The sequence below is a fragment of the Hymenobacter glacialis genome (assembly GCF_001816165.1).
Classification (GTDB): Bacteria; Bacteroidota; Bacteroidia; order Cytophagales; family Hymenobacteraceae; genus Hymenobacter; species Hymenobacter glacialis.
The window spans coordinates 83,236-105,122 of sequence record NZ_MDZC01000090.1 but is presented as its reverse complement, the minus strand read 5'-3'; the positions used below and the strand labels follow the sequence as shown (position 1 = coordinate 105,122).

Annotated in this window: 29 protein-coding genes and 1 pseudogene; 29 read left to right on the top strand and 1 reads right to left on the bottom strand. The window is 56.1% G+C overall.

Going from position 1 to position 21,887, the window contains the following annotated elements:
- Window positions 1-2 precede the first annotated feature (2 nt).
- The 24 genes and pseudogenes from rpsQ to BEN48_RS14100 all read left to right on the top strand — a co-directional run bounded on the left by rpsQ (window position 3) and on the right by BEN48_RS14100 (window position 14,187).
- Window positions 3-302, top strand: coding sequence for a 30S ribosomal protein S17 (gene rpsQ / locus BEN48_RS14215; protein WP_070735572.1), 300 nt, complete (start codon window positions 3-5; stop codon window positions 300-302).
- A gap of 9 nt (window positions 303-311) precedes the next feature.
- Window positions 312-680 carry a 50S ribosomal protein L14 gene (rplN, locus tag BEN48_RS14210; protein ID WP_035567895.1) on the top strand — a complete coding sequence of 123 codons (369 nt, stop codon included), beginning with the start codon at window positions 312-314 and terminating at the stop codon, window positions 678-680.
- 3 nt (window positions 681-683) lie between these two features.
- A complete protein-coding gene (gene rplX / locus BEN48_RS14205) occupies window positions 684-1,031 on the top strand; it encodes a 50S ribosomal protein L24 (protein WP_083321080.1) in 348 nt (115 codons plus the stop codon).
- 14 nt (window positions 1,032-1,045) lie between these two features.
- The gene (gene rplE / locus BEN48_RS14200) at window positions 1,046-1,600 is read left to right on the top strand and encodes a 50S ribosomal protein L5 (protein ID WP_070735571.1); all 555 of its coding nucleotides are present in this window, start codon (window positions 1,046-1,048) and stop codon (window positions 1,598-1,600) included.
- A gap of 12 nt (window positions 1,601-1,612) precedes the next feature.
- Window positions 1,613-1,882 (top strand): 30S ribosomal protein S14, encoded by a 270-nt coding sequence (gene rpsN, locus BEN48_RS14195; RefSeq protein WP_035567891.1) that lies wholly within the window; start codon window positions 1,613-1,615, stop codon window positions 1,880-1,882.
- A 208-nt stretch (window positions 1,883-2,090) separates the two neighbouring features.
- Window positions 2,091-2,951, top strand: coding sequence for an NAD(P)-dependent oxidoreductase (locus BEN48_RS14190; protein ID WP_070735633.1), 861 nt, complete (start codon window positions 2,091-2,093; stop codon window positions 2,949-2,951).
- A gap of 276 nt (window positions 2,952-3,227) precedes the next feature.
- On the top strand, window positions 3,228-3,626 hold the full coding sequence (gene rpsH / locus BEN48_RS14185) for a 30S ribosomal protein S8 (RefSeq protein WP_070727280.1): 399 nt from the start codon (window positions 3,228-3,230) through the stop codon (window positions 3,624-3,626).
- A gap of 27 nt (window positions 3,627-3,653) precedes the next feature.
- On the top strand, window positions 3,654-4,208 hold the full coding sequence (gene rplF / locus BEN48_RS14180; protein WP_070735570.1) for a 50S ribosomal protein L6: 555 nt from the start codon (window positions 3,654-3,656) through the stop codon (window positions 4,206-4,208).
- A 9-nt stretch (window positions 4,209-4,217) separates the two neighbouring features.
- Complete coding sequence (rplR, locus tag BEN48_RS14175) at window positions 4,218-4,568, top strand: 50S ribosomal protein L18 (protein WP_070727284.1); 351 nt, start codon at window positions 4,218-4,220, stop codon at window positions 4,566-4,568.
- Window positions 4,569-4,658: 90 nt separating this feature from the next.
- Window positions 4,659-5,150, top strand: a complete 492-nt coding sequence (gene rpsE / locus BEN48_RS14170) for a 30S ribosomal protein S5 (RefSeq protein ID WP_035567955.1) — start codon at window positions 4,659-4,661, stop codon at window positions 5,148-5,150.
- Window positions 5,151-5,155: 5 nt separating this feature from the next.
- Complete coding sequence (gene rpmD / locus BEN48_RS14165) at window positions 5,156-5,335, top strand: 50S ribosomal protein L30 (protein ID WP_070727286.1); 180 nt, start codon at window positions 5,156-5,158, stop codon at window positions 5,333-5,335.
- A 14-nt stretch (window positions 5,336-5,349) separates the two neighbouring features.
- Window positions 5,350-5,799, top strand: coding sequence for a 50S ribosomal protein L15 (gene rplO / locus BEN48_RS14160; RefSeq protein ID WP_070735569.1), 450 nt, complete (start codon window positions 5,350-5,352; stop codon window positions 5,797-5,799).
- A 15-nt stretch (window positions 5,800-5,814) separates the two neighbouring features.
- The gene (gene secY, locus BEN48_RS14155) at window positions 5,815-7,134 is read left to right on the top strand and encodes a preprotein translocase subunit SecY (RefSeq protein ID WP_070735568.1); all 1,320 of its coding nucleotides are present in this window, start codon (window positions 5,815-5,817) and stop codon (window positions 7,132-7,134) included.
- A gap of 6 nt (window positions 7,135-7,140) precedes the next feature.
- Window positions 7,141-7,926 carry a type I methionyl aminopeptidase gene (map, locus tag BEN48_RS14150; RefSeq protein WP_070735567.1) on the top strand — a complete coding sequence of 262 codons (786 nt, stop codon included), beginning with the start codon at window positions 7,141-7,143 and terminating at the stop codon, window positions 7,924-7,926.
- 5 nt (window positions 7,927-7,931) lie between these two features.
- Complete coding sequence (gene infA / locus BEN48_RS14145; protein ID WP_035567874.1) at window positions 7,932-8,150, top strand: translation initiation factor IF-1; 219 nt, start codon at window positions 7,932-7,934, stop codon at window positions 8,148-8,150.
- A 21-nt stretch (window positions 8,151-8,171) separates the two neighbouring features.
- Entirely contained in the window at window positions 8,172-8,288 is a 117-nt protein-coding gene (gene rpmJ, locus BEN48_RS14140; RefSeq protein WP_046246595.1) for a 50S ribosomal protein L36, read from the top strand.
- A 112-nt stretch (window positions 8,289-8,400) separates the two neighbouring features.
- Complete coding sequence (gene rpsM, locus BEN48_RS14135; RefSeq protein ID WP_046246596.1) at window positions 8,401-8,778, top strand: 30S ribosomal protein S13; 378 nt, start codon at window positions 8,401-8,403, stop codon at window positions 8,776-8,778.
- Window positions 8,779-8,865: 87 nt separating this feature from the next.
- On the top strand, window positions 8,866-9,258 hold the full coding sequence (gene rpsK, locus BEN48_RS14130; RefSeq protein ID WP_035567868.1) for a 30S ribosomal protein S11: 393 nt from the start codon (window positions 8,866-8,868) through the stop codon (window positions 9,256-9,258).
- A 26-nt stretch (window positions 9,259-9,284) separates the two neighbouring features.
- Window positions 9,285-9,889, top strand: a pseudogene (rpsD, locus tag BEN48_RS14125) (30S ribosomal protein S4).
- Between the two features lie 90 nt (window positions 9,890-9,979).
- The gene (locus BEN48_RS14120; protein WP_070735566.1) at window positions 9,980-10,969 is read left to right on the top strand and encodes a DNA-directed RNA polymerase subunit alpha; all 990 of its coding nucleotides are present in this window, start codon (window positions 9,980-9,982) and stop codon (window positions 10,967-10,969) included.
- Between the two features lie 195 nt (window positions 10,970-11,164).
- Window positions 11,165-11,758: a 50S ribosomal protein L17 gene (gene rplQ, locus BEN48_RS14115; protein WP_070735565.1), complete on the top strand. Its 594-nt coding sequence runs from the start codon at window positions 11,165-11,167 to the stop codon at window positions 11,756-11,758.
- A gap of 214 nt (window positions 11,759-11,972) precedes the next feature.
- Window positions 11,973-13,244 carry a phosphopyruvate hydratase gene (gene eno / locus BEN48_RS14110; protein ID WP_070735564.1) on the top strand — a complete coding sequence of 424 codons (1,272 nt, stop codon included), beginning with the start codon at window positions 11,973-11,975 and terminating at the stop codon, window positions 13,242-13,244.
- A 74-nt stretch (window positions 13,245-13,318) separates the two neighbouring features.
- Window positions 13,319-13,633, top strand: a complete 315-nt coding sequence (locus BEN48_RS14105; RefSeq protein WP_070735563.1) for an FtsB family cell division protein — start codon at window positions 13,319-13,321, stop codon at window positions 13,631-13,633.
- 95 nt (window positions 13,634-13,728) lie between these two features.
- Window positions 13,729-14,187, top strand: a complete 459-nt coding sequence (locus tag BEN48_RS14100) for a hypothetical protein (protein WP_070735562.1) — start codon at window positions 13,729-13,731, stop codon at window positions 14,185-14,187.
- A gap of 142 nt (window positions 14,188-14,329) precedes the next feature.
- Here the strand turns inward: BEN48_RS14100 and hscA are convergent, their stop codons facing one another.
- A complete protein-coding gene (gene hscA, locus BEN48_RS14095; RefSeq protein WP_070735561.1) occupies window positions 14,330-16,204 on the bottom strand; it encodes a Fe-S protein assembly chaperone HscA in 1,875 nt (624 codons plus the stop codon).
- 314 nt (window positions 16,205-16,518) lie between these two features.
- Here hscA and BEN48_RS14090 point away from each other — a divergent pair, with 314 nt between their 5' ends.
- The 5 genes from BEN48_RS14090 (at window position 16,519) to BEN48_RS14070 (ending at window position 21,813) form a co-directional block, all read left to right on the top strand.
- Window positions 16,519-18,708: a DUF4331 family protein gene (locus BEN48_RS14090; protein ID WP_070735632.1), complete on the top strand. Its 2,190-nt coding sequence runs from the start codon at window positions 16,519-16,521 to the stop codon at window positions 18,706-18,708.
- Window positions 18,709-19,009: 301 nt separating this feature from the next.
- Window positions 19,010-20,257, top strand: a complete 1,248-nt coding sequence (locus BEN48_RS14085; protein WP_125932660.1) for a tetratricopeptide repeat protein — start codon at window positions 19,010-19,012, stop codon at window positions 20,255-20,257.
- 1 nt (window position 20,258) lies between these two features.
- Window positions 20,259-20,954: a HupE/UreJ family protein gene (locus tag BEN48_RS14080; RefSeq protein ID WP_241502281.1), complete on the top strand. Its 696-nt coding sequence runs from the start codon at window positions 20,259-20,261 to the stop codon at window positions 20,952-20,954.
- Between the two features lie 111 nt (window positions 20,955-21,065).
- A complete protein-coding gene (locus BEN48_RS14075; protein WP_070735559.1) occupies window positions 21,066-21,455 on the top strand; it encodes a hypothetical protein in 390 nt (129 codons plus the stop codon).
- Window positions 21,456-21,579: 124 nt separating this feature from the next.
- Window positions 21,580-21,813 (top strand): hypothetical protein, encoded by a 234-nt coding sequence (locus tag BEN48_RS14070; protein ID WP_070735558.1) that lies wholly within the window; start codon window positions 21,580-21,582, stop codon window positions 21,811-21,813.
- The last annotated feature ends 74 nt before the right edge of the window (window positions 21,814-21,887 follow it).

Here is a 21,887-nt window from a genome sequence, read left to right as displayed (position 1 = left end):
CGATGGCAACCGACGTAACAACCCAAGACCAAACCGCTGCTGATGAAGCCTCGCGCAACATGCGCAAGGAAATCACCGGCAAGGTGACGAGCAACAAGATGGATAAGTCCATCACCGTGGCTGTGGTGCAGAAGCAAAAGCACCCCATGTACGGCAAGTTCGTGACCAAGACCACGAAATTCCACGCCCACGACGAGAACAACGAGTGCGGCGAAGGCGATACGGTTCTCATCATGAGCACCCGTCCGCTGAGCAAAACCAAGCGGTGGCGCCTGGTGGAAATTATTGAACGCGCTAAATAATCTAATTCGATGATACAGCAAGAATCCCGCCTGACGGTGGCCGACAACAGCGGCGCCAAGGAAGTCCTCTGCATCCGCGTTTTGGGTGGCACGGGCAAGAAATATGCCAGCGTTGGCGACAAGATTGTGGTAGCCATCAAATCGGCTATCCCTTCGGGCAACGCTAAGAAAGGCACCGTAAGCAAAGCCGTAGTAGTTCGCGTAAAGAAAGAAGTGCGCCGCAAGGACGGTTCGTACATCCGCTTCGACGACAACGCTGCTGTGTTGCTTAACAACAACGACGAGCCTCGCGGCACGCGCATCTTCGGCCCAGTGGCCCGTGAGCTGCGTGAGCGTCAGTTCATGAAAATCGTATCCCTAGCCCCCGAAGTACTCTAAGCCATGGCTATCAAGAAAGCAGACCCCGTGCAACTGCACGTAAAGTCGGGCGATACCGTGAAGGTGATTGCAGGCGACGAAAAGGGCAAGACCGGCAAAATCGTGTCGGTAAACCGGGTAACCCAGCGCGTAACCGTTGAGGGGTTGAACCTGGTAACGAAACACAACAAGCCGAGCGCCAAATCGCCCCAGGGCGGCATCACCAAGATGGAGGCGCCCATGCACGTGAGCAACGTGCAGGCTATCAACCCCACCACTGGTGAGCGTGTGCGCAAAGGTGCCGCAGCTGACGCAGCCCCGGCTGCTGCTCCTGCTAAGGCTAAGCGTGCCACTGCCAAGAAAACGGCGTAACAGCCCCCTGCATCATGGCCCGTCTCAAAGACATTTATAAAAAAGACATCGTACCCGCGCTCCAGGAGAAATTCCAGTTCAAGAGCATCATGCAGGTACCCAAAGTCACCAAAATCTGCATCAACCGTGGCATCGGTGCCGCAGTTGCTGACAAGAAGTTGGTTGACAACGGTGTGGAAGAGCTGACGACCATTACCGGTCAGAAAGCCATTGCAACGATTGCCAAAAAGTCGGTTTCTAACTTCAAGCTTCGCGAAGGCATGCCTATCGGCGCCAAAGTGACGCTGCGTGGTGAAAAAATGTACGAGTTCATGGACCGTCTTCTGACGGTAGCCCTGCCCCGCGTACGTGACTTCAAAGGCATCAACGATAAAGGCTTCGATGGTCGTGGCAACTACACGCTCGGCGTGAAGGAGCAAATCATCTTCCCTGAAATTTCGATTGACAAAATCAAAAGCATCTCGGGCATGGATATCACGTTTGTGACCAGCGCCGAGAATGACGAGCAGAGCTACGAGCTGCTCAAGGCTTTCGGTATGCCTTTCGCCAACGCTAAAAAAGACGCTTAATCCCTACCTCTTATGGCTAAAGAATCCATCAAAGCACGGGAGCGCAAGCGCATTGCCACCGTGGCCCGCTACGCTGAGAAGCGCAAGGCTCTGAAAGCTGCCGGCGACTACGAAGGTCTCGACAAGCTGCCCAAAAACGCTTCGCCCGTGCGCCTGCACAACCGCGACATGATTGACGGCCGCCCCCGCGGCTACATGCGCAAGTTTGGCATCAGCCGCGTGCGTTTCCGCGAAATGGCTCTGGCCGGGAAGATTCCCGGTGTGACCAAGTCGAGCTGGTAGTATCCAGTTTAGGACAGATAAAAAAGCCTCTGATCAATCAGAGGCTTTTTTTATGCTTGATCGGAAGCTACATAATCTAGGTTGCCACCTTAGGGTGGCTAATTAAAATGATTGTGCAAACGGACTCAAGACTATTTAGCCAGCTTATAGTCAATAAATCAATGCACTAAGAGGTAATGCAAGACTCACTATGTCACTCCTGAAAATTATGAATTTTAATACCACAATAGGTTGGATTGGTTTGGGCAATATGGGCGTGCCAATGGTGCGTCAATTGCTAACCGCCGGCTACCCTGTCACTGTCTACAATAGGCACAAGGAAAAAGAGGCGCTAATATTGGCAGAGGGAGCCAATAGCGCTGAATCTCCTGCTGCAATGTTGCAGGTAGCGGAAGTAGTTTTCCTGATGGTATCCGACGACCAGGCAATCAGGGACCTGTTCACTGGTGAGCAAGGGCTGCTTCAGTCACCCGCTACCAGTAAGTTGATTGTGAACATGAGTACGGTTTCACCAGGTATAAGCCGCGAGATGGCCACATTATGCCAGGAGCACAAGCACGAGTACCTCGACGCGCCCGTGTCGGGCAGCGTGAAGCAGGCTGAGACAGGGCAGTTGGCCATTATGGTTGGAGGGAAAGAAACCGCATTTGAACGTGCTAAGCCGATATTAGAGAAAATTGGTAAGCTCGCACTGCACCTGGGAGAAGCCGGTGCTGGCAATACTGCCAAACTGGCTATGAACACGCTACTCGGGTTTCAGGCGCAGGGCCTAGCTGAAGCAGTACTCTTTGCCCAACAACGCGGCATTAATACTTCAGACTTGCTCACCCTTATTCAAAATAGTGCGTTGGCCAGCGTGTTCATCAACACCAAAGGGCAGGTAATACTCAATAACAACTATGATGCGGCATTTGCGCTGAAGCTGCTGGCTAAAGATTTGCGCTTAGCTGCCGCCGAGGGTTCGGCCACGCCCTTGGCAGAGGTTGTGAACAAGACATTCCAACAAGCCGAAGCATCTTTCGGGGACGAGGACGTTATGGCCATATTTAAGTATTTGGAGCGGGCTTAGCACCGAAGGGCGGTTCCGAATTTGTCATTGGCTGGGGCACTTTGGCGGACATTTTCTACAATGTCCTTGCAAAAGCCCTGTAAGCCTGCTACCTTTGCACTCCCAAAACCTGAGGCTTGCCTCAAAACCATTTGGCAGGTTGCCAAAAGAAACCATTGGCCGTATCGTCGCCGGACGTGCCAAGTAGTCTTAACCGAAGTTTCGTTGGTCCCGTTGGGTGCCCGGCGAAATTTTCTTATCTTTGCGCTCCGAAAAAGCGGACGTATTTACTGAATAATGAACACTGACCCCATTGCCGACTACCTGACCCGGGTACGCAACGCCATCAAGGCGAATCACCGGGTGGTAGAAATCCCGGCCAGCAACATCAAAAAGGAAATCACGAAAGTGTTGTACCATAAAGGGTACATCCAGTCGTACCGTTTTGATGATTCGTCGGTTCAGGGCATCATCAAGATTGCTCTGAAGTACAACCCGACCACGAAGGCTCCCGCCATCACCAAGCTGCAGCGCGTTTCGACGCCCGGTTTGCGTCAGTATGTGGCCTCCGACAACCTGCCCCGCGTCCTGAGCGGCCTGGGTGTAGCCATTATCTCCACCTCCAAAGGTGTGATGACGGAGAAGGAGTGCAAAACCGAGAACGTGGGCGGCGAGGTGCTGTGCTACGTGTACTAGTCCGGAACCGCTTTAGCAAATTCAATTATGTCACGTATTGGTAAACTCCCGATTTCCGTCCCAGCTGGGGTCGCTATCTCGGTTGAGAAAGACAACGTGGTAACGGTGAAAGGCCCTAAGGGCACGCTAACCACGCAAGTGGACCGCGACATCAACGTTGCCATCGAAGACGGTTCCCTTTTGGTAACCCGTCCCACTGAGCAGAAGCGTCACAAGGCCATGCACGGCCTGTACCGCTCGCTCATCAATAACATGGTGCTCGGTGTGAGCAACGGTTTCGAGAAGAAGCTTGAACTGGTGGGTGTGGGTTACAAAGCCTCGCTTGCCGGCACTACGTTGGAGCTGGCCCTGGGCTACTCGCACAACATCTTCATTTCTCTGCCAAAGGAAGTAACCGCTACCGCTGTTACCGAAAAGGGTAAGAACCCGATTGTTACGCTTAACAGCATCGACAATCAGTTGCTGGGCCAGGTGGCCGCCAAAATTCGTTCGTTGCGTAAAGTCGAGCCTTACAAAGGCAAAGGTGTACGTTTCGTGGGCGAAATCATCCGTCGCAAAGCTGGTAAAACGGCCTCTAAATAAATTCGCATCATGGCTTTTGATAAAGCAACTCGCCGCAAGCGGATTCAGCGCATCATCCGCACCAAGGTGGCTGGCACCTCCGAGCGGCCCCGGCTGTCGGTGTTCCGTAGCAATACGGGCATTTACGCTCAGATTATTGACGACACCACTGGCCGCACGCTGGCTGCTGCTACGTCTAAAAAAGTAACCGCCGAGGGTGGCAACGGTGTAGCTCTGGCTGCTGCCGTAGGTCGGCAAATTGCCGCCGTCGCCCAAGAGAAAGGCATCACCAAAGTGGTGTTCGACCGCTCGGGTTACCTCTACCACGGTCGCGTAAAATCATTGGCTGAAGGTGCCCGCGAAGGCGGCCTTAATTTCTAAAATATCATGGCTCAAGAACGCGACAACAATCGTCCTGGCGGAGACCGTCAGCGCAGCAACGACCGCGACCGGAACAAGGACAACTCCCGCATGGGTGCTGACTCTGACTTCAAAGAAAAAGTAGTAGCCATCAACCGCGTAGCAAAGGTGGTGAAAGGTGGTCGCCGCTTCAGCTTCTCTGCCATCGTGGTAGTAGGCGACGGCAACGGCAACGTAGGCTACGGCCTTGGCAAAGCCAACGAAGTAACCGATGCCATTGCCAAAGGCATTGACGACGCTAAGAAGAACGTGGTGAAAGTGCCGATGTACAAGCACACCGTTCCTCACCTCATGGAAGGCCGCTACGGCGGTGGTTTCGTGCTTATCCAGCCCGCTGCAGCTGGTACGGGTGTAATCGCCGGCGGTGCCATGCGCGCTGTTTTCGAGAGCGCTGGTATCAAAGACGTGCTGGCGAAGTCGAAAGGCTCGTCGAACCCCCACAACGTGGTGAAGGCTACTTTTGCCGCCTTAGCCAAAATGCGTGACCCGTTGCAAATTGCACAGGCACGTGGTATCTCTCTTGCCCGCGTTTTTAACGGTTAATTGACATGGCACAAATTCAAGTAAAGCTCGTGCGCAGCGCAATTGACCGCCCCGAGCGTCAGAAGCGCACCGTTCAGTCCCTGGGCCTGAACAAAATGAACAGCACCGCGCAGCACGAAGTAAACCCGTCCGTTATGGGCATGGTGAACAGCGTGAAGCACCTGCTAGAAGTAACCGAACTGTAAGACTATATATCGTCATGCTTAATCTCAGCAATCTATCGCCCGCCTACGGCTCGACTAAAAACGAGAAGCGGATTGGCCGGGGCGAAGGCTCCACGCGCGGTGGCACGTCGACCCGTGGTCACAAAGGCGCCAAGTCGCGTTCGGGCTACAAGCGCAAGTCCGGTTTTGAAGGTGGCCAGATGCCCCTCCAGCGCCGTGTGCCTAAGTTCGGTTTCACGAACATCAACCGTGTAGAGTACAAAGCCATCAATCTTGATGTGTTGGCTACCCTGCTCGAGAAGAACAGCGCTACCACTATGGATGCTGCTTACTTCATCTCGAATGGCTTGGTGTCCAAGAACGCCAAAATCAAAATCCTCGGTCGTGGTGAAGTAGCCACGGCATTGGAAGTGCACGCTCACGCGTTCTCGAAGTCGGCTGTTGAAGCCATCGAGAAGGCCGGCGGCAAAGCCGTAACGCTTTAAAGCCTACCTTCGGCAATGAATAAGTTTATCACTTCGATAAAAAACATTTTTGCGATTGAGGATTTGCGTACGCGAATCCTCAATACGCTTTTTTTCATTGCCATCTACCGCCTCGGTTCCTACGTGGTGTTGCCGGGTGTAGACCCGACGCGCCTGAAGACCGGTGCCGAAGGTCTGTTTGGCATCCTGGATACGTTGCTTGGCGGTGCCTTCAGCAATGCTTCAATATTTGCTTTGGGTATTATGCCCTACATCTCGGCGAGTATTGTGCTTCAGCTGTTGACCATTGCCGTACCATACTTTCAGAAACTGCAGAAAGAAGGAGAGTCAGGTCGGAAGAAGATTAACCAGTACACGCGCATTCTCACGATTCCAATTGTGTTGGCGCAGTCGGTTGGCTTCATCGCTACTATCAACGCGGATGCTATTATCAATCCGGGTACTTTCTTCACGGTATCGTCAATGATTATCGTGACGGCTGGTACCTTGTTTTGCATGTGGTTGGGCGAAAAAATTACCGATAAAGGCATCGGCAACGGTATCTCGATGCTAATCATGATTGGCATCGTGTCCCGTTTACCTGGCGCTATTATCGGTGAAGCAGCCGCTAAAGGAGTAAATAAGTCGCTCATTTTCCTCTTGGAAATGGTGGTTCTATTCCTTGTAGTTATGGCCGTTATCGTCTTGACTCAAGCTGTACGTCGCATTGCAGTACAGTATGCTAAGCAAGTAGGTGGCACCACGCAACTTGATGCTCAGCGTCAGTTTATTCCTCTCAAGGTTAATGCTGCCGGTGTGATGCCCATCATCTTCGCTCAGTCGTTGATGTTTGTGCCTGCTATTGTGGCTTCCGTTTGGCAGAATCAGAGTGATTTGGCTACCTACATCGGTGTGAAGTTTTCTGACTATACCTCGTGGCAGTACAATGTTACCTTTGCGTTGCTCATCATCATCTTCACTTACTTCTACACGGCCATCAGCGTCAATCCTAATCAGATTGCTGATGACTTAAAGCGTAGCGGTGGTTTTGTGCCGGGTGTAAAGCCAGGTCGCGATACCTCGGAGTATCTTGATGAAATCCTGACCCGCATAACTTTGCCTGGTGCTGTTGCACTAGCGTTGATTGCCATCTTCCCAGCTATTGCTTTGTTGCTTGGGGTAACTCGTCCATTCTCTGCTTTCTACGGTGGCACGTCCCTCATTATCATGGTGGGTGTGGTATTAGATACTGTGAATCAGGTACAGAGCTACTTGTTGATGCAGCATTACGATGGCATGATGAAATCGGGCAAGCTGCGCGGTCGCACGGCCCAGCCCATTTCGGTAGCCTCGTAACCAGCAATGGCAAGCGGTAGCATTCAATACAAAACCGAAGAAGAGATTGACCTCATTCGTGCCAGCGCGCTTGTGCTGGCTAAGACTCACGGCGAAGTCGCGAGTATGATTAAGGAAGGAGTGACGACGCGACAGCTTGATAAGCGCGCAGAGGAATTCATCCGAGACCATGGTGGAGTACCTTCTTTTAAAGGCTATAATAAGTTTCCCTTCAGCCTGTGCCTTTCGCCTAACTCGGTGGTGGTGCACGGATTCGCTACCGATGAGCCATTGCAAAGTGGCGATATTCTTTCGGTAGACTGCGGGGTTTTTCTGAATGGTTTTCATTCAGATAGTGCATACACTTACCCAATAGGGGAGGTGGCGCCCGAAATACTGACGCTATTGGCTGAAACCAAAGTGTCGCTGTACAAAGGCATTGAACAAGCCGTGAGCGGCAACCGCGTTGGCGATATCAGCTACGCTATTCAGAACCACGTGGCCTCTTTGGGCTACGGAGTGGTTCGGGAGTTGGTTGGTCACGGTGTGGGTGCAAAGCTGCACGAGAAGCCCGAAGTGCCTAATTATGGCAAGCGGGGTTCCGGGCCGCTCCTTCAAACCGGGTTGGTGTTGGCCATTGAGCCGATGGTTAACCTTGGCAAGAAGGATGTGGTGCAGGAAGCGGATGGCTGGACTATTCGCACCAAAGACCGCAAGGCCTCGGCGCACTTTGAGCACACAATTGTTGTTAGAAAAGATAAGGCGGAGATTCTCACCTCCTTTGAGTACATAGAAAAAGCATTGCAGCAGTAGCCCTTATGGCAAAACAAGCCTCGATTGAGCAGGACGGTACCATCCTCGAAGCCCTTTCCAACGCCATGTTCCGCGTGGAACTGGAAAACGGCCACCAGCTGATTGCCCACATTTCGGGTAAGATGCGGATGCACTACATCAAGATTCTGCCCGGCGACAAGGTTAAGCTGGAAATGTCGCCCTACGACTTGTCGAAGGGCCGGATTAAGTATCGTTATAAATAAACCCGTTTTCCTTCACAGGTCATGAAAGTAAAAACCTCGGTGAAAAAGCGTAGCGTGGACTGCAAACTGGTCCGCCGTAATGGCAAGCTCTACGTCATCAACAAGAAGAACCCCCGCTTCAAGCAGCGTCAGGGTTAATCCTAATTTTTAGAATCCCGGAACCTTGGGTACTGAGAAGCTGGTTAAAAGCCTTCTTCCCGCCTTCCAAGCAGTTGCCGGGTTTCTGTCCGCAAACACATAACCACACACAATGGCTCGTATCGCAGGGGTTGATATCCCGGACAACAAGCGCGGCGAAATCGCCCTGACTTACATCTTCGGCATTGGCCGTAGCAATTCTCAGAAAATCCTAGTTAAAGCTGGGGTTGACATCAACAAGAAGGTTAAGGACTGGACCGACGAAGAGTCGGGTGCTATCCGCGCCATCATTGCTGCTGAGCACAAGACGGAAGGCGTTCTGCGCTCGGAAGTAACCACCAACATCAAGCGTTTGATGGACATCGGTTGCTACCGTGGCTTGCGTCACCGCAAAGGTCTCCCAGTTCGCGGTCAGCGTACCAAGAACAACTCGCGTACCCGTAAGGGCAAGCGTAAGACGGTGGCCGGCAAAAAGAAGGCAACTAAATAATCTCACACGGGAATCGGCGCTGGCGGCTGCGAGTAATGTACTTGCGCGGCAAGCGCCAACACCTCCCGCATTTTTTGCGATAACCAAATGGCACAAAAAAGAAAAGACAAAGCCAAGAAGCGCGTTGTCGTGGTGGAGCAGGTGGGCCAGGTACACATTCGTGCCTCGTTCAACAACATCATCATCTCCATTACCAATAACAACGGTCAAGTTATTTCGTGGGCTTCGGCCGGCAAAATGGGCTTCCGTGGTTCGAAGAAAAATACGCCCTACGCCGCCCAAATGGCGATGAGCGACTGCGGTAAAGTAGCCCACGACTTGGGCATGCGCAAAGCCGAAGTATTCGTAAAAGGCCCGGGTTCGGGTCGTGAGTCGGCCATCCGCGCCCTCGGTAACGTGGGTATTGAGGTGACCACCATCCGCGACGTAACGCCGCTGCCCCACAACGGCTGCCGCCCTCCCAAGCGTCGTCGCGTTTAGTTTTTCACTTCAGATAGTAGATTAAGATGGCACGTTATACCGGCCCTACCTCAAAAATTGCCCGTCGCTTCAACGAGCCGATTTTCGGCCCCGACAAAGCGCTCAACAAGAAAGCTTATCCTCCGGGCCAGCACGCCGCGGCCGGCGCAAGAAGCAGTCGGAGTACGCCGTCCAGCTGATGGAGAAGCAGAAGGTGAAATACATGTACGGCATGTTGGAGAAGCAATTCGAAAACCTGTTCCACAAAGCAGCAGCCCTCCCCGGTATCACCGGTGACAACCTGCTCGCGCTGTTGGAAGCTCGTCTGGACAACGCCGTGTACCGCCTGGGCATTGCCTCGACGCGTCGCGCAGCTCGCCAACTCGTGGGTCACAAGCACATCACTGTGAACGGTGAAGTTGTGAACATTCCTTCGTACCACCTGCGGGCTGGCGACGTGGTGGGTGTGCGCGAGAAGTCGAAGTCGTTGGAAGCTATTGCTACCAGCCTGTCAGTTCGCAACTCGCGCCAGTTTTCCTGGTTGGAGTGGGACGGCAAGGAAATGGCCGGCAAGTTCATCAACGCTCCCGCCCGTGAGCTGATTCCGGAGAAAATCACCGAGCAGCTCATCGTCGAACTGTATTCGAAGTAAGTAACGCTACTGGTAGCGGCCCGGCAGTTTGTCGGGCCGCTCTTGTGCTTATACTTCACCTCATTTTTTCAAATTTTTTACGCCCCACATATGTCAATCTTAGCTTTTCAGATGCCGGAGAAAGTGGTGATGGAGAAATCCGACGACTTCACCGGGACGTTTGAATTCAAGCCGCTCGAGAAGGGCTACGGCGTCACCATCGGCAATGCGCTGCGTCGCATTCTGTTGTCGTCGCTGGAGGGTTTCGCCATCACGTCGGTTCGCACGAACAGCGTGTTGCACGAGTTTTCGACCATCGAAGGTGTGATTGAGGACATGTCCGAAATCATCCTGAACCTGAAAATGGTCCGGTTTAAGAAGACCAGCGACGCCATTGCTGATAAAATTACGGTGCGCGTGAAAGGTCAGGAGACCTTCTCGGGCAGCGACATTGGCAAGTTTGCCAGTGGTTTCGAGGTATTGAACCCCGACCATGTGATTGCGCACCTGGACCCCAGCACCGAGCTGGAGTTTGAGTTGACCATTGCTCGTGGCCGTGGTTATGTGCCCGCCGATGAGAATAAGCCAGCTGACCAGGTTTTCGGTCAGATTGCGATTGATGCTATCTACACGCCTATCAAAAACGTGAAGTACAGCATTGAAAATACCCGTGTGGAGCAAAAGACTGACTACGAGAAGCTCCTTATCGAGATTCAGACGGACGGCTCGATTCACCCGGAGGAAGCACTGAAAGGTGCGGCCAATATTCTCATTCAGCACTTCATGCTGTTTTCGGATAACACGATGACCCTCGAAGGTCCTCGCGTGACCGAAGACGAGCCGATTGATGAGGAAACCATGCAGATGCGCAAGATGCTCAAGACTCCTCTGGAGGACATGGAGCTCAGCGTACGCGCTAAGAACTGCCTGAAGGCAGCCGACATTAAGACGATGGGCGAACTGGTGACGCTGGAAATTGCGGACATGATGAAGTTCCGCAACTTCGGCAAGAAGAGCCTCACTGAATTGGAAAACCTCGTTGAGGAGCGTGGCCTGGAGTTCGGCATGGACCTAGGCAAGTACCGCCTCGAAGAAGACTAGCGTTTGTAATGTGGAGATGTGATGGTATGGAAATGTGAGCTTTAATGCTCGGTTTTCAGCTTCACATCTCCACATTTCTTTTGAATACATTTCTCACATTTTACCCACAGTGCGCCCCAGGGGCAGCGGTTCTAATGAGGCCATTTTGGCCCGCCGTGGTCGCCGCCCGCAAGTGCACATCTTTTCAAACGTCCAATGAGACACGGAAAAAAAATCAACCACCTGGGCCGGACTACCGCCCACCGTCACGCGATGCTGTCGAACATGGCTTCGTCGCTCATCCTGCACAAGCGCATTACGACTACGGTTGCCAAAGCCAAAGCCCTGCGCAAGTACGTGGAGCCGATGCTGACCAAGTCGAAGGAAGACACGACGCACTCGCGTCGTATGGTGTTCGCCTCATTGCAGGACAAGGAGTCCATCAAAGAGTTGTTCGGTAATATTTCGAGCAAAATTGCTACCCGTCCCGGTGGTTATACCCGTATCATCAAGCTGAGCGATACCCGTCTGGGTGACAACGCTGAGATGTGCATCATTGAGTTGGTGGACTTCAACGAGACCATGCTTGAGGCTAAATCGGCGGCTGCTGAGAAGTCGACTACTACCCGCCGCTCGCGCAGCCGTGGTGGTAAGAAGGCTACGACCGACGAAGCTGCTACTTCGGCTACCGAAATTAAAGGCGAAGCGGTTGCTCCTGCTGCCATTGTAGAGGAGTCGGCACCGGCTGATACCGCTACTGAAACTGTCAAAGATGGCGAGAGCCGTGATGAAGCTAAGGCTGACGCTTAAGTAACATCGCCTGTTGGTAAAAAAAAGGGGACGCACCGCGAGGTGTGTCCCCTTTTTTTGCGTCGCATTTACAAAGCCAATTAATGGGGTTGGTTATCGGCACTACCAATTGGGGCTGGCTTGAACTAAGATGAATGTGCTGGAAAACCGTGCTTATGCCGGTTGATTCCCGTAGGTTTGTGGCAACGTAACCTGATTTAAAAACCGAGACGCTATGAGCTTCATTTCGCAGATTCACGCCCGCCAGATTTTTGATTCCCGTGGCAACCCCACGGTAGAAGTGGATGTAACGCTTGATTCGGGCGTGATGGGCCGGGCCGCAGTGCCTTCTGGTGCCAGCACGGGCAAGCACGAGGCCGTGGAGATGCGCGACGAGGACAACACCCAGTACATGGGCAAGGGCGTCCTGAAGGCCGTGGAAAACGTCAACTCCCGCATTGCTGAAGAATTGGTGGGTTTCTCGGTATACGAGCAGTCGTTGCTCGACAAGATTATGCTGGAGATGGATGGTACGCCTAACAAGGCTAACCTGGGGGCCAATGCCATTCTGGGGGTGAGCCTGGCGGCGGCCCGCGCCGCTGCGTTGGATGCCAACATGCCACTTTACCGCTACGTGGGCGGCGTGGGTGCTTCCACCATGCCCGTGCCCATGATGAACATCCTCAACGGTGGTTCGCACGCCGACAATTCGATTGACTTCCAGGAGTTCATGATTATGCCTGTGGGCGCTTCGTCGTTCACGGAGGCCATGCGCTGGGGCTCAGAGATTTTTCACACGCTGAAAGGGGTGCTGAAGAAGCAGGGGCTGAGCACCAACGTGGGCGATGAGGGCGGCTTCGCGCCGAACATTAAATCGAACGAAGAAGCCATTAAGGTGGTGCTGCAGGCCATTGAGGTGGCCGGCTACCGCCCCGGCGAGGACGTGATGATTGCCATGGATGCAGCTGTTTCGGAATTCTACTCGGATGGCATGTACCACTTCAAGAAAAGCACCGGCGATAAGCTGACCTCTTCGCAAATGGCCGACTATTGGGCCGATTGGGTAAGCAAATACCCCATCATCAGCATTGAGGATGGCATGGACGAGGACGACTGGGCCGGCTGGAAGCTGCACACCGAGAGCCTGGGCAACAAAATACAGTTGGTGGGCGACGACTTGTTCGTGACCAACGTAGACCGGTTGCAGCGCGGTATCGATGAAAACATCGCCAATGCCATTCTCATCAAGGTAAACCAGATTGGTACTCTGACCGAAACCATCGCAGCCGTGAACCTGGGCCGCCGCAACGGCTACAAATCCATCATGAGCCACCGCTCGGGTGAGACGGAGGACAGCACGATTGCCGACCTGGCCGTGGCTCTGAACACCGGCCAGATTAAGACCGGCTCGGCTTCGCGCTCGGACCGGATGGCCAAATACAACCAGCTGCTCCGCATTGAAGAAGAGCTGGGCGAAGTGGCCTACTACCCCGGCCGCAAGATGTAATCTGAACTAAAGCAGCACAGCCAAACGCCAATTTTGCACCAGCAGAATTGGCCGTTTGTATTACCTTTACCCTGATGCAATTACCGACTTTTATTAGCCCTGTGCTGCGCGTGGTCCGCAGCTTTTACTTCCTTGCGGGCATGGGCTTCGTGGTGTGGATGGTGGTGTTTGATGCCAATGACCTGAGCAAGCAGTTCGACATCTACCAAAAGTGGAAAGAGCTGCGCAACGAGAAACAGTATTACCTCGACAATATTGACGTGGTGAAACGGGAGCGGGCCGAGCTGATGAGCTCGCCGGCCCTGCTGGAGAAGTTTGCGCGGGAAAAGTACCTGATGAAGCGGCCCGGCGAAGACGTATTCGTGCTGGTGCCTGCCACGGAGGAATAGCGTATGGATAAGCATTCGCACTGATGGCGGCTTCCGAAGCTGGCCACTGCTCATTTCGGGCAGCGTGGGCATGGGGGCCGGCATTTGGGGTAGCGATGCTGCTCTGGCTACTGGTTGCTGGAGCGGGACAGGCGCAGGTAGCTCCGGTGCCGCGCAAGGCCAGCCAGGCCCAGGTGGCCCGGCAGTTCCTCCGGTTTGTGTTGCGCGGGGATTATGCTGCGGCCTACACGCGCCTAGCGCCGGAGGTGCGGCGGGCCGTGACCCGGGAGCGTTTCGAGGTTGCTGCCCGGCCTTTGTGGCGCAGCGGACAGCGGCGTGGGCAGCACATAGAGCTCTACAAGCTGGGCGTGCGGCTGGCAGGCCCTTCTTCACGCTTGTTCTATGCGTTCACCTTCTCCTCCGACTCAGCCACTACTCCGCCACCGGCGGTGCTGGAGGTAACGTTTAGGGATACCACATCACGAGTGGTCCTTGGCTTCGGCCTGCGGCCAGGGCCAACCAAGGCCCCGGCACACCTGGCCCCGGTGGGTAATCGCACAAAACTGCGGCGCTAAAGCAGGTAAGCTTGCCTATAACGTCAGGTTAACCAGAATGAAACACTGCTGCGTGAGCAAAGAGCAAAAACCTGACAGGTTTGGGACCGTGCCAGGAAGGAAGCACAGCCAGTGAGCTGGGGAAATGCTCACCGGCTGTGCTTTAGCTGATTTTCTTGCCCGCCATTGCTTGCTGGATGGATATGTTCATCACCCGTTCTGCGTAGGGCCGGGTTAGCTCGTCGAGCTCGTCCATGGCTTTCAGAATAGGGTCACGGTCGGTGCCGGTGAGGGCGCTGCGGACTTTTGCTACCTGGGCCTCGGTGGCGGTTAGCTCCTCTTCGGTGAGGTGCTGCTGGTTTTTGCGGGTGAAATTGCCCACCTGGTACAGCAGCTGCTCGGCGGCAGTACGGGCCTCGATGAGCAGGCGAGCGGCCACGTCTTCCTTGGCATTCACCAGTGAATCCATCAGCATTTGCTCTACTTGCTCGTCGGTGAGGCCGTACTGGGGCTTAATTTCGACCTGCTGGCGCGTGTTGGACCGCAGCTCGACGGCTTCAACCTGAAGGATGCCGTCGGCGTTCAGCAGGAAGTTGACGTCGACTTTGGGCAGGCCCGCGGGCATGGCCGGAATGCCGGTGAGCACGAATTCGCCCAGCTTGCGGTTCTGGCTCACCTGGTCCCGCTCGCCCTGGTACACGGCAATTTTCAGGTTGACCTGGCCATCGACGCTGGTGGTATACTGGCGGCCGGCTTTGGTGGGGATTTTGGAGTTGCGCGGGATGATGGGGTCCAGCAATCCGCCCAGCGTTTCGATGCCCAGCGTGAGCGGGGTCACGTCGAGCAACAGCACATCGCGGCGGTTGCCGGCCAGGATGTCGGCCTGAATGGCCGCGCCGAGGGCCACCACTTCGTCGGGGTTTAGGGACTTGTTGGCGGGCTGGCCAAAGAACTCGGACACCGAATCGTACACCAGGGGCACGCGGGTGGAACCTCCCACCAGCAGCACAGCGTCGAGGTCAGTGGCAGCGAGGGTAGAATCCGTGAGGGCCTGGCGGCAGGCCGCGATGGTGCGCTCCACGAGCGGCCGGATGAGGTCATCGAACTGCAGGCGGGTGAGCGTGACGGAGATGTTCTGGCCAGCCTCGACGGTGAGGTGGGTGGTGAAGTCGTCGTGCTGGCTGAGGTACTTCTTGGCCATTTCGGCCGCCAAGCGCAGCTGCTGCTGCAGGTGCGGGTCGGAGTGGAACGTGGCGGGCAGCTGGAACGCGCTGGTCCAGTGCTCGGCCACTACGCGGTCCAGGTCGTCGCCGCCAAGGTAGGTGTCGCCGTGGGTGCTCAGGACCTCAAAAATGCCCTGCTGAATGCGCAGGATGCTGATGTCGAAGGTGCCACCACCGAGGTCGTACACGGCCACCGTTTTCTCGTCGCTGGGGTCCAGGCCGATGCCGTAGGCTAGGGCGGCGGCAGTGGGCTCGTTCACAATGCGCAGCACCTCCAGGCCGGCCAGGCGGCCCGCGTCGCGCGTGGCCTGGCGCTGGGAATCGTTGAAGTAGGCGGGCACGGTGATAACGGCGCGGTTTACGGGCGTTTTGAGGGCGTGCTCGGCGCGGGCACGGAGCTCCCGCAGAATATCGGCCGATAGCTCGATGGGGGAGTAGAACCGGTCGTCGACGCGAATTTTGACCAGGCCTTCGGAGTTGTCGTCGATGATTTTATAGCCGAGCTGGTCGGCGTGGCTGCCCAGGTCGCGGTAGCTTTTGCCCAGCAGGCGCTTCACCGAGTACACGGTGCGCTGCGGGTCGGTGAGCAGGAACTCGCGGGCGTCGTTGCCCACCAGCGGGTCGGCCCCGTCGGTGGGAAAGTGCACCACCGAGGGCACTATGCTACCGCGGCCCTGGTCGTTGATGGCCAGGGGCTGGCGGCTGTCGGGGTGCACGTAGGCCACCAGGCTGTTGGTGGTGCCCAGGTCGATGCCGACAATGATTTCTTCTTGTTGAAACGTGCCGGTGGCAAGATTGATAGCGACAGTGGCCATGGTCTGGAGTAGGAGCTGCGCAGCGTGGCAGCTCAGGAATAAAGGATAAAAAAGAACGGCCGGCCTCGCACCACAAAAGTAGTTGTTAAACCCCCGTGGGAGTAGAACAGTGCGGATTGGAAATGGATGGCTACCGCATGCCAGAATGTTTTTAAATTAATATTCTGATTTTTAAAACCGAAAAGATGCTTACTCTCGTACGAAGCTACCAGCCACTGTAGCAATTGGTATTTGTCAGATTTTCCTGGCGTTACTGTGTGCCGATTTGAGAAGCTGTGTTTCGTTTTTTTCCTTTCAACCCCATTCTGTTTCTTATGAAAAATCTGCTTACTCGTCCTCTGTTCCACGTTGCGCTACTCGCAACCTCGGTAGGGGGAATGCTAGCCTGGAGTGGCCAGCACAACACACTGGAGGCCTCCAGCCACCGCGAAGCGCCGCTCATCGCCGACGACCCGTTGGCTGACAACGTGGACGTCTACGCTTTCCGCAGCCCGGACGCGTTGGCCAACGACGCCAACGCCTCGGTGACCATCATTGCCAACTATGTGCCGTTGGAGCTACCCCAGGGCGGCCCTATCTACAACACGTTCGGCGAGAATATCCAGTACGACATCCACGTCAAGAACGACGCGACAACGACTGGTGATGATATCATTTACCGGTTTACGTTCACCAAAACGAACGAGGACCCCACCACCTTTTTCCGGGTGCGTTTGGGTAAGGAAAACCAAAAGACTACCTACCGCATGGACGTAATCCGCGGGGGTAATACTACCAACCTCGTTACGGGGGGCATAGTGCCCGCGCCAAACATCGGCCCGCGTTCTATTGAAGGTGCTGCTGGCCTGAACCAGGCTGCCGGCTACACCGCCTATATGGCCAGCGCCGTGCGGACGCTGAGCAACGGCATCAAAGTATTCTGCGGCCCAACTGACGACCCGTTCTTCACGGACCTGGGTGCCATCTTTGACTTGGGTGGTGTGCGCGGCCGCCAAACGCCTACGGGCAATAATAACGGCACTGCCCGCGACGGTTTGGCCCGCAAAAACACGCATGCTATTGCCATGCAGATTCCGGTTGCGCTGCTGGCAAAGACGAGTGCTCCCGCGCTGACGGCCGCCACCAATATTCTTGATTCCAACTTCATCATTGGCGTGTGGGCTTCAGCCAGCCGCCAGGCCATGCGCGTCATCAACACCGATGGCACGCGGACGCACACCGGCAATTTTGTGCAGGTGTCGCGCCTGGGCATGCCCCTCACCAACGAGGTGGTTATTCCCATTGGTCAGAAAGACGAGTGGAACGCCGGTTCGCCTTACGGCGTGGCGCTGCCCGCTTCCGGCTCGCAGCAGTTCCGCTTCGACGAGAACCTGATGAACCCCGAACTGGGCCTGTACATGGCCGACAACACGCCGGTAAACGGCGCGGCTCCCAAGCCCGCTGGCCAGACGTACTTCGGCGAAGCCGTACCCGGCCTCGGTCCGTTGCGCATACAGACGAAGTCGCTGGCTGGTACGGCTGGCTTGCCCGCCGGTGGTTTCGACTTCCGGAACGGCGCCGCTGGCTTGTCTGGTTTGGCTGGTTCTTCGGCCGTAACGGGCACTGCCCTGGCCCCCGCTCCTAATGGTTTTGGCGAGTACCTGCTGCGTCCCGGCAAGCCCCGTTCGGTTGACCTGCTGCCCATCTTCCACACGGGCGTGCCCAACTTGCCTCCTTACCAGCTGGCTACCGGCAAAGCCGGCAACCCCCTGGCCGCTGGCAAGCCGTTCATCAACAACTTCCTGCCCACCTTTGGCGACATGCTGCGCCTGAACATGGCCGTGCCCCCTACGCCCCGCAACTCGGCTGATTTCAGCTCGGAAGGCCTACTGGCCGCCGCCGTGCTCGGCCTGACCGACCCGCGCTACAACGCCAATGCCAACCTACAGCTCATTCCGAACATGGACGGCTTCCCCAACGGACGCCGCCTCGAGGATGACGTGACCCGCATTGAGTTGCAGGCCGTGGGCGGTGTGGTACTGGCCGCCATCGGCCTGTGGTACGACGACTATCCTGCCGGTGGTGCCAACCCCGTAACCGCCCAACTGGGCAAAGTGCTTGGTTTCACCACCAACATCGAGCGCAACGACACGACCTTCAAAGCCGCGTTCCCGTACTCCCAGACGCCTTGGAGCGGTACCAACGCTCAGAAGCAGGTGCTGGCGCAGCGTAGCGGCAGCGGCCTGGGCATGCAGTCCAAGCTGGCCTCGGTGCAGGGCTACCCCAACCCCTTCGTGGACCGCATTACCATGCGGATGGACCTGCAACTTGCTTCTAACGTGAGCATGATTGTGAGCGACGCAACCGGCCGCAAGGTGGCTACCCTCGCTTCGGCTAAGCGGTTTGCCGTTGGCCAGCACGACATTGTGTGGCAGCCCGGCCGCGATGTGGTCCCCGGACAGTACATTGTGACGCTGTATAGCGGCACAACAATGGTGACTTCGACGCGGGTTGAGCGTCGCTAAAATGACTGAATGCTAACAAGAGCCGCCGGTTGGTCCTGTCAGGTCCGGCGGCGGCTCTTTTAGTTGTTGGTAATTGCCCGTTATCTACATGCAGGCAATAATTTACCCAATAACCAACAACGCATTACTTGCTGAACGGCAACTTATTTTCACCGTTCGACCTTACCATTCCACTTACTGCTGTTTCACATCTACTTTTAACTATTACGCTTCATCTGCTTTGAAAAAGTACTTATATCCGGCCTTGCTTGTGGTATTCGCCGGTTTGGCGGCTGCCATCTTTCTATTTAAAAAGCCTGACATGCGCGTTCCTGCGCTTATGGAGCGCAACGGCGACCTGGCCGCTGGCGGCGAATGGCTAAATACCAAAGCGGCCATTGGAGGCTTGCAAGCCAACCTGCGCTCCAATCCTAACGACCAGAAGAGCCGCCTGCTGCTGGCGCAGGCCTACATGCAGGAGGGCCGCGTAACCGGCAACCACCCGTACTACGACGGGGCCGCCATGGGCCTGTTGGAAGAAGTGCTGCAGGCCGACCCCGAAAACTTTGAAGCCCTGTGCTGCAAAGCCGCGCTGAGCCTCACGCAACACCATTTTGCGCAGGGCCTCGGCATTGCTCAGCAAGCCCAGAAAATCAACCCCAGCAGTGGCTTCGTGTATGGCCTGCTGACGGACGCCAACGTAGAGATGGGCCACTACGACGAGGCTGTGAAAATGGCTGACAAGATGAACACCGTGCGCCCCGACCTGCCCGCCTATGCCCGCATAAGCTATCTGCGGGAGATTTACGGCGACGTGCCCGGCGCTATTCAGGCCATGGACATGGCCACCAAAGCAGGCTTTATCGGCCTTGAGCAAACCGAATGGACCCGCGTGGGCCTGGGTCGTCTGCACGAGATAAGCGGCGACACAGCCAGTGCCCACGGCTACTACCTAATGGCGCTGGCGGCGCGGCCCGGCTATGCCTACGCCATTGCCGGCCTAGGCCGCATTGCCGCCGCTCGGAAAGACTACGCTACCGCCATCAAATTCCACGAGCAGGCCCGTGCCACGGTGAAGGACTACGCTTTCACCGACGAGCTGACCGACCTGTACCGGCTGAACGGACAGGCCGAGGAATCAAAGAAAATGGCTCGGGAGTCTATTGCCATGCTCGCCAGCGCTGCCGAAGAAGCTGACGCTGACGAGCAGATGGGCCACTACGCCGACCGCGAGTTGGCGTACGCCTACCTCAAAACCAATGAGCTGGACAAGGCCCTGGAACACGCCAAAATTGAGTACGACCGCCGACCCGACAACATTGACGTGAACGAAACCATGGCTTGGGTGCTCTACAAACGCGGCAACTACGCCGAGGCGCACAAGTACATGCAGGTGGCCCGCCGCACCGGCTCCAAGAATCCCGTGCTGCTGGGTCGGGCCGGGTTTATCCTGACCAAAATGGGCAAGCTGGCCGAAGGCCAGGCCCTGATTGAGAATTCGCTCAAAACCGCGGCTTACCTCGACCCGGAAATTGAAGCGGAAGGCAGAAAGCTGCTTGCTGCGCGCTAGTATGCCCGCTCCTGGCCCACTGGTTTGGGTAAGAAAGGCGGCCCGCCGCAGCTTGGCGGTGCTGCCGCTGCTGGTGCTGCTGGCCGTGCCTGCCGCGGGCCACGTGCTCAACACGGACCTGAGCAAGCTTTCGCGCACCGAAATATTCGGGACGTATCTGCAGCTGGGCTTCACGCACATCATCCCGCTGGGGTTCGACCACATTTTGTTCATCGTCAGCCTGTATATTCTGGAGCCGCGCCTCAAGCCGGTCCTGCTGCAAGCCACGGCCTTCACGGTGGCGCACTCCATCACGCTGGGACTGGCCATGTACGGGCTGATTTCACCGCCCTCGCACATCATCGAGCCCATCATTGCGCTGTCCATCCTGTTTGTGGCCATCGAAAACATCATCACCGACCGGCTGAATCCGTGGCGCGTGGCTATCGTGTTCGGCTTCGGGCTGGTGCACGGCATGGGCTTCGCCAGCGCCCTCACGGGGCTGGGGCTGCCGGCCAAGGACTATTTCGGCTCGCTTATTTCTTTTAATGTGGGCGTGGAGCTGGGCCAGGTTGCGGTAATATTGCTGTGCTGGGCATTGGTGGGGCGTTGGGCCGCTCACAAAACCTGGTACAAGCAACGCGTGGTAGTTCCGGCGTCCGTGGTCATCGGGCTGGTAGCGGCGTACTGGACGGTGGAGCGCGTATTTTTTACCTGAAAAATAATAGCAACATAGAGCCCTTAAAATAAAGCAAATTGCTAAGCGTAGTCGGCATCCAACGCTGGCTGCTACCCGTAAATTGAACAACCCGAATAATTAGTTGTACCCGTGGCCATCCGCTCGCATCTCACGCTGCTACTGCTGCTCAATTACCTGCTGGTGATTGGGGTTGGCCTCGTGGAGCGTCCGGTGCGGGTAATCGACCGGCCTTTTGCCTACGTGCACAGCCACGACTGCCAATTGCAGCACACGCTGCGTTTGGCCTGCTTCGATGATTGCAACGGCGTGCAGTACCAAGTGAAAAAGACCGGCGCGCGGCCGCCACTACAACAGCTGCTCAATACGCTTAAAGGCCTTGACAAGCACTGCCTGCCCGAAGCGCGGATGGTGGCGAGTGCGCCTGTTTTTCGGCTCCCGCAGCCCCGAGTGGCCGTCTGTGAGGTTGCTGTGCCCATGGGCCACCACGGCCAGATTGAGTTGCCGCCCTGTCGGGGATAAGTCGCGCGCGGGCCTGCGGGCCCGGGTGGTACCGGGCGCCCTGCGTTCGGGCCGTTTCGTCTTATCCACAACCTGACGCTGCCGGCGTGGCCACGAGCCCCGTCGCGTCTGTACCCGATTATTTATGCATTTCTGGACCAATTCCCTCCAATCCGTAGCAGGCGCTACGGGCGCTTCTTCCCGCGTGCAATTGCCGGCTGCGGGCCGCCTGGCCGTTTCCTGCCTAGCCAATGTTCGCGGCCTGCCTTTGAGCCAGGCGGCGCCATCGGGCAGCAGCCAGCGCACCGGCCTGGCCCGGCACCGGGCGCAGCACCGCGCCCAGTGCCGGGCCAACTGCATGAGCAAGGCAAACTTCTAAGCCGGCTGGCACTGGCGAACCCTCTTTTATCAATCCGGACTTGCTGATTGGGGCCTTGCTACGGCCAGGTTCCA

Bases quoted from the DNA above. Each gene is read 5' to 3' on its own strand.
- rplO (WP_070735569.1), top strand. From the start codon at position 5,350: ATGCTTAATCTCAGCAATCTATCGCCCGCCTACGGCTCGACTAAAAAC.
- rpsK (WP_035567868.1), top strand. From the start codon at position 8,866: ATGGCACAAAAAAGAAAAGACAAAGCCAAGAAGCGCGTTGTCGTGGTG.
- BEN48_RS14080 (WP_241502281.1), top strand. From the start codon at position 20,259: ATGCCCGCTCCTGGCCCACTGGTTTGGGTAAGAAAGGCGGCCCGCCGC.
- rpmD (WP_070727286.1), top strand. From the start codon at position 5,156: ATGGCACAAATTCAAGTAAAGCTCGTGCGCAGCGCAATTGACCGCCCC.
- BEN48_RS14100 (WP_070735562.1), top strand. From the start codon at position 13,729: ATGCTGCTCTGGCTACTGGTTGCTGGAGCGGGACAGGCGCAGGTAGCT.
- rpsE (WP_035567955.1), top strand. From the start codon at position 4,659: ATGGGTGCTGACTCTGACTTCAAAGAAAAAGTAGTAGCCATCAACCGC.
- secY (WP_070735568.1), top strand. From the start codon at position 5,815: ATGAATAAGTTTATCACTTCGATAAAAAACATTTTTGCGATTGAGGAT.
- BEN48_RS14190 (WP_070735633.1), top strand. From the start codon at position 2,091: ATGAATTTTAATACCACAATAGGTTGGATTGGTTTGGGCAATATGGGC.
- BEN48_RS14120 (WP_070735566.1), top strand. From the start codon at position 9,980: ATGTCAATCTTAGCTTTTCAGATGCCGGAGAAAGTGGTGATGGAGAAA.
- rplX (WP_083321080.1), top strand. From the start codon at position 684: ATGGCTATCAAGAAAGCAGACCCCGTGCAACTGCACGTAAAGTCGGGC.
- rpsH (WP_070727280.1), top strand. From the start codon at position 3,228: ATGAACACTGACCCCATTGCCGACTACCTGACCCGGGTACGCAACGCC.
- rpsN (WP_035567891.1), top strand. From the start codon at position 1,613: ATGGCTAAAGAATCCATCAAAGCACGGGAGCGCAAGCGCATTGCCACC.
- rplN (WP_035567895.1), top strand. From the start codon at position 312: ATGATACAGCAAGAATCCCGCCTGACGGTGGCCGACAACAGCGGCGCC.
- rplR (WP_070727284.1), top strand. From the start codon at position 4,218: ATGGCTTTTGATAAAGCAACTCGCCGCAAGCGGATTCAGCGCATCATC.
- rplF (WP_070735570.1), top strand. From the start codon at position 3,654: ATGTCACGTATTGGTAAACTCCCGATTTCCGTCCCAGCTGGGGTCGCT.
- eno (WP_070735564.1), top strand. From the start codon at position 11,973: ATGAGCTTCATTTCGCAGATTCACGCCCGCCAGATTTTTGATTCCCGT.
- BEN48_RS14070 (WP_070735558.1), top strand. From the start codon at position 21,580: ATGCATTTCTGGACCAATTCCCTCCAATCCGTAGCAGGCGCTACGGGC.
- infA (WP_035567874.1), top strand. From the start codon at position 7,932: ATGGCAAAACAAGCCTCGATTGAGCAGGACGGTACCATCCTCGAAGCC.
- rplQ (WP_070735565.1), top strand. From the start codon at position 11,165: ATGAGACACGGAAAAAAAATCAACCACCTGGGCCGGACTACCGCCCAC.
- rpsM (WP_046246596.1), top strand. From the start codon at position 8,401: ATGGCTCGTATCGCAGGGGTTGATATCCCGGACAACAAGCGCGGCGAA.
- map (WP_070735567.1), top strand. From the start codon at position 7,141: ATGGCAAGCGGTAGCATTCAATACAAAACCGAAGAAGAGATTGACCTC.
- rpsQ (WP_070735572.1), top strand. From the start codon at position 3: ATGGCAACCGACGTAACAACCCAAGACCAAACCGCTGCTGATGAAGCC.
- rpmJ (WP_046246595.1), top strand. From the start codon at position 8,172: ATGAAAGTAAAAACCTCGGTGAAAAAGCGTAGCGTGGACTGCAAACTG.
- BEN48_RS14090 (WP_070735632.1), top strand. From the start codon at position 16,519: ATGAAAAATCTGCTTACTCGTCCTCTGTTCCACGTTGCGCTACTCGCA.
- rplE (WP_070735571.1), top strand. From the start codon at position 1,046: ATGGCCCGTCTCAAAGACATTTATAAAAAAGACATCGTACCCGCGCTC.
- BEN48_RS14085 (WP_125932660.1), top strand. From the start codon at position 19,010: ATGCGCGTTCCTGCGCTTATGGAGCGCAACGGCGACCTGGCCGCTGGC.
- BEN48_RS14105 (WP_070735563.1), top strand. From the start codon at position 13,319: ATGCAATTACCGACTTTTATTAGCCCTGTGCTGCGCGTGGTCCGCAGC.
- hscA (WP_070735561.1), bottom strand. From the start codon at position 16,204: ATGGCCACTGTCGCTATCAATCTTGCCACCGGCACGTTTCAACAAGAA.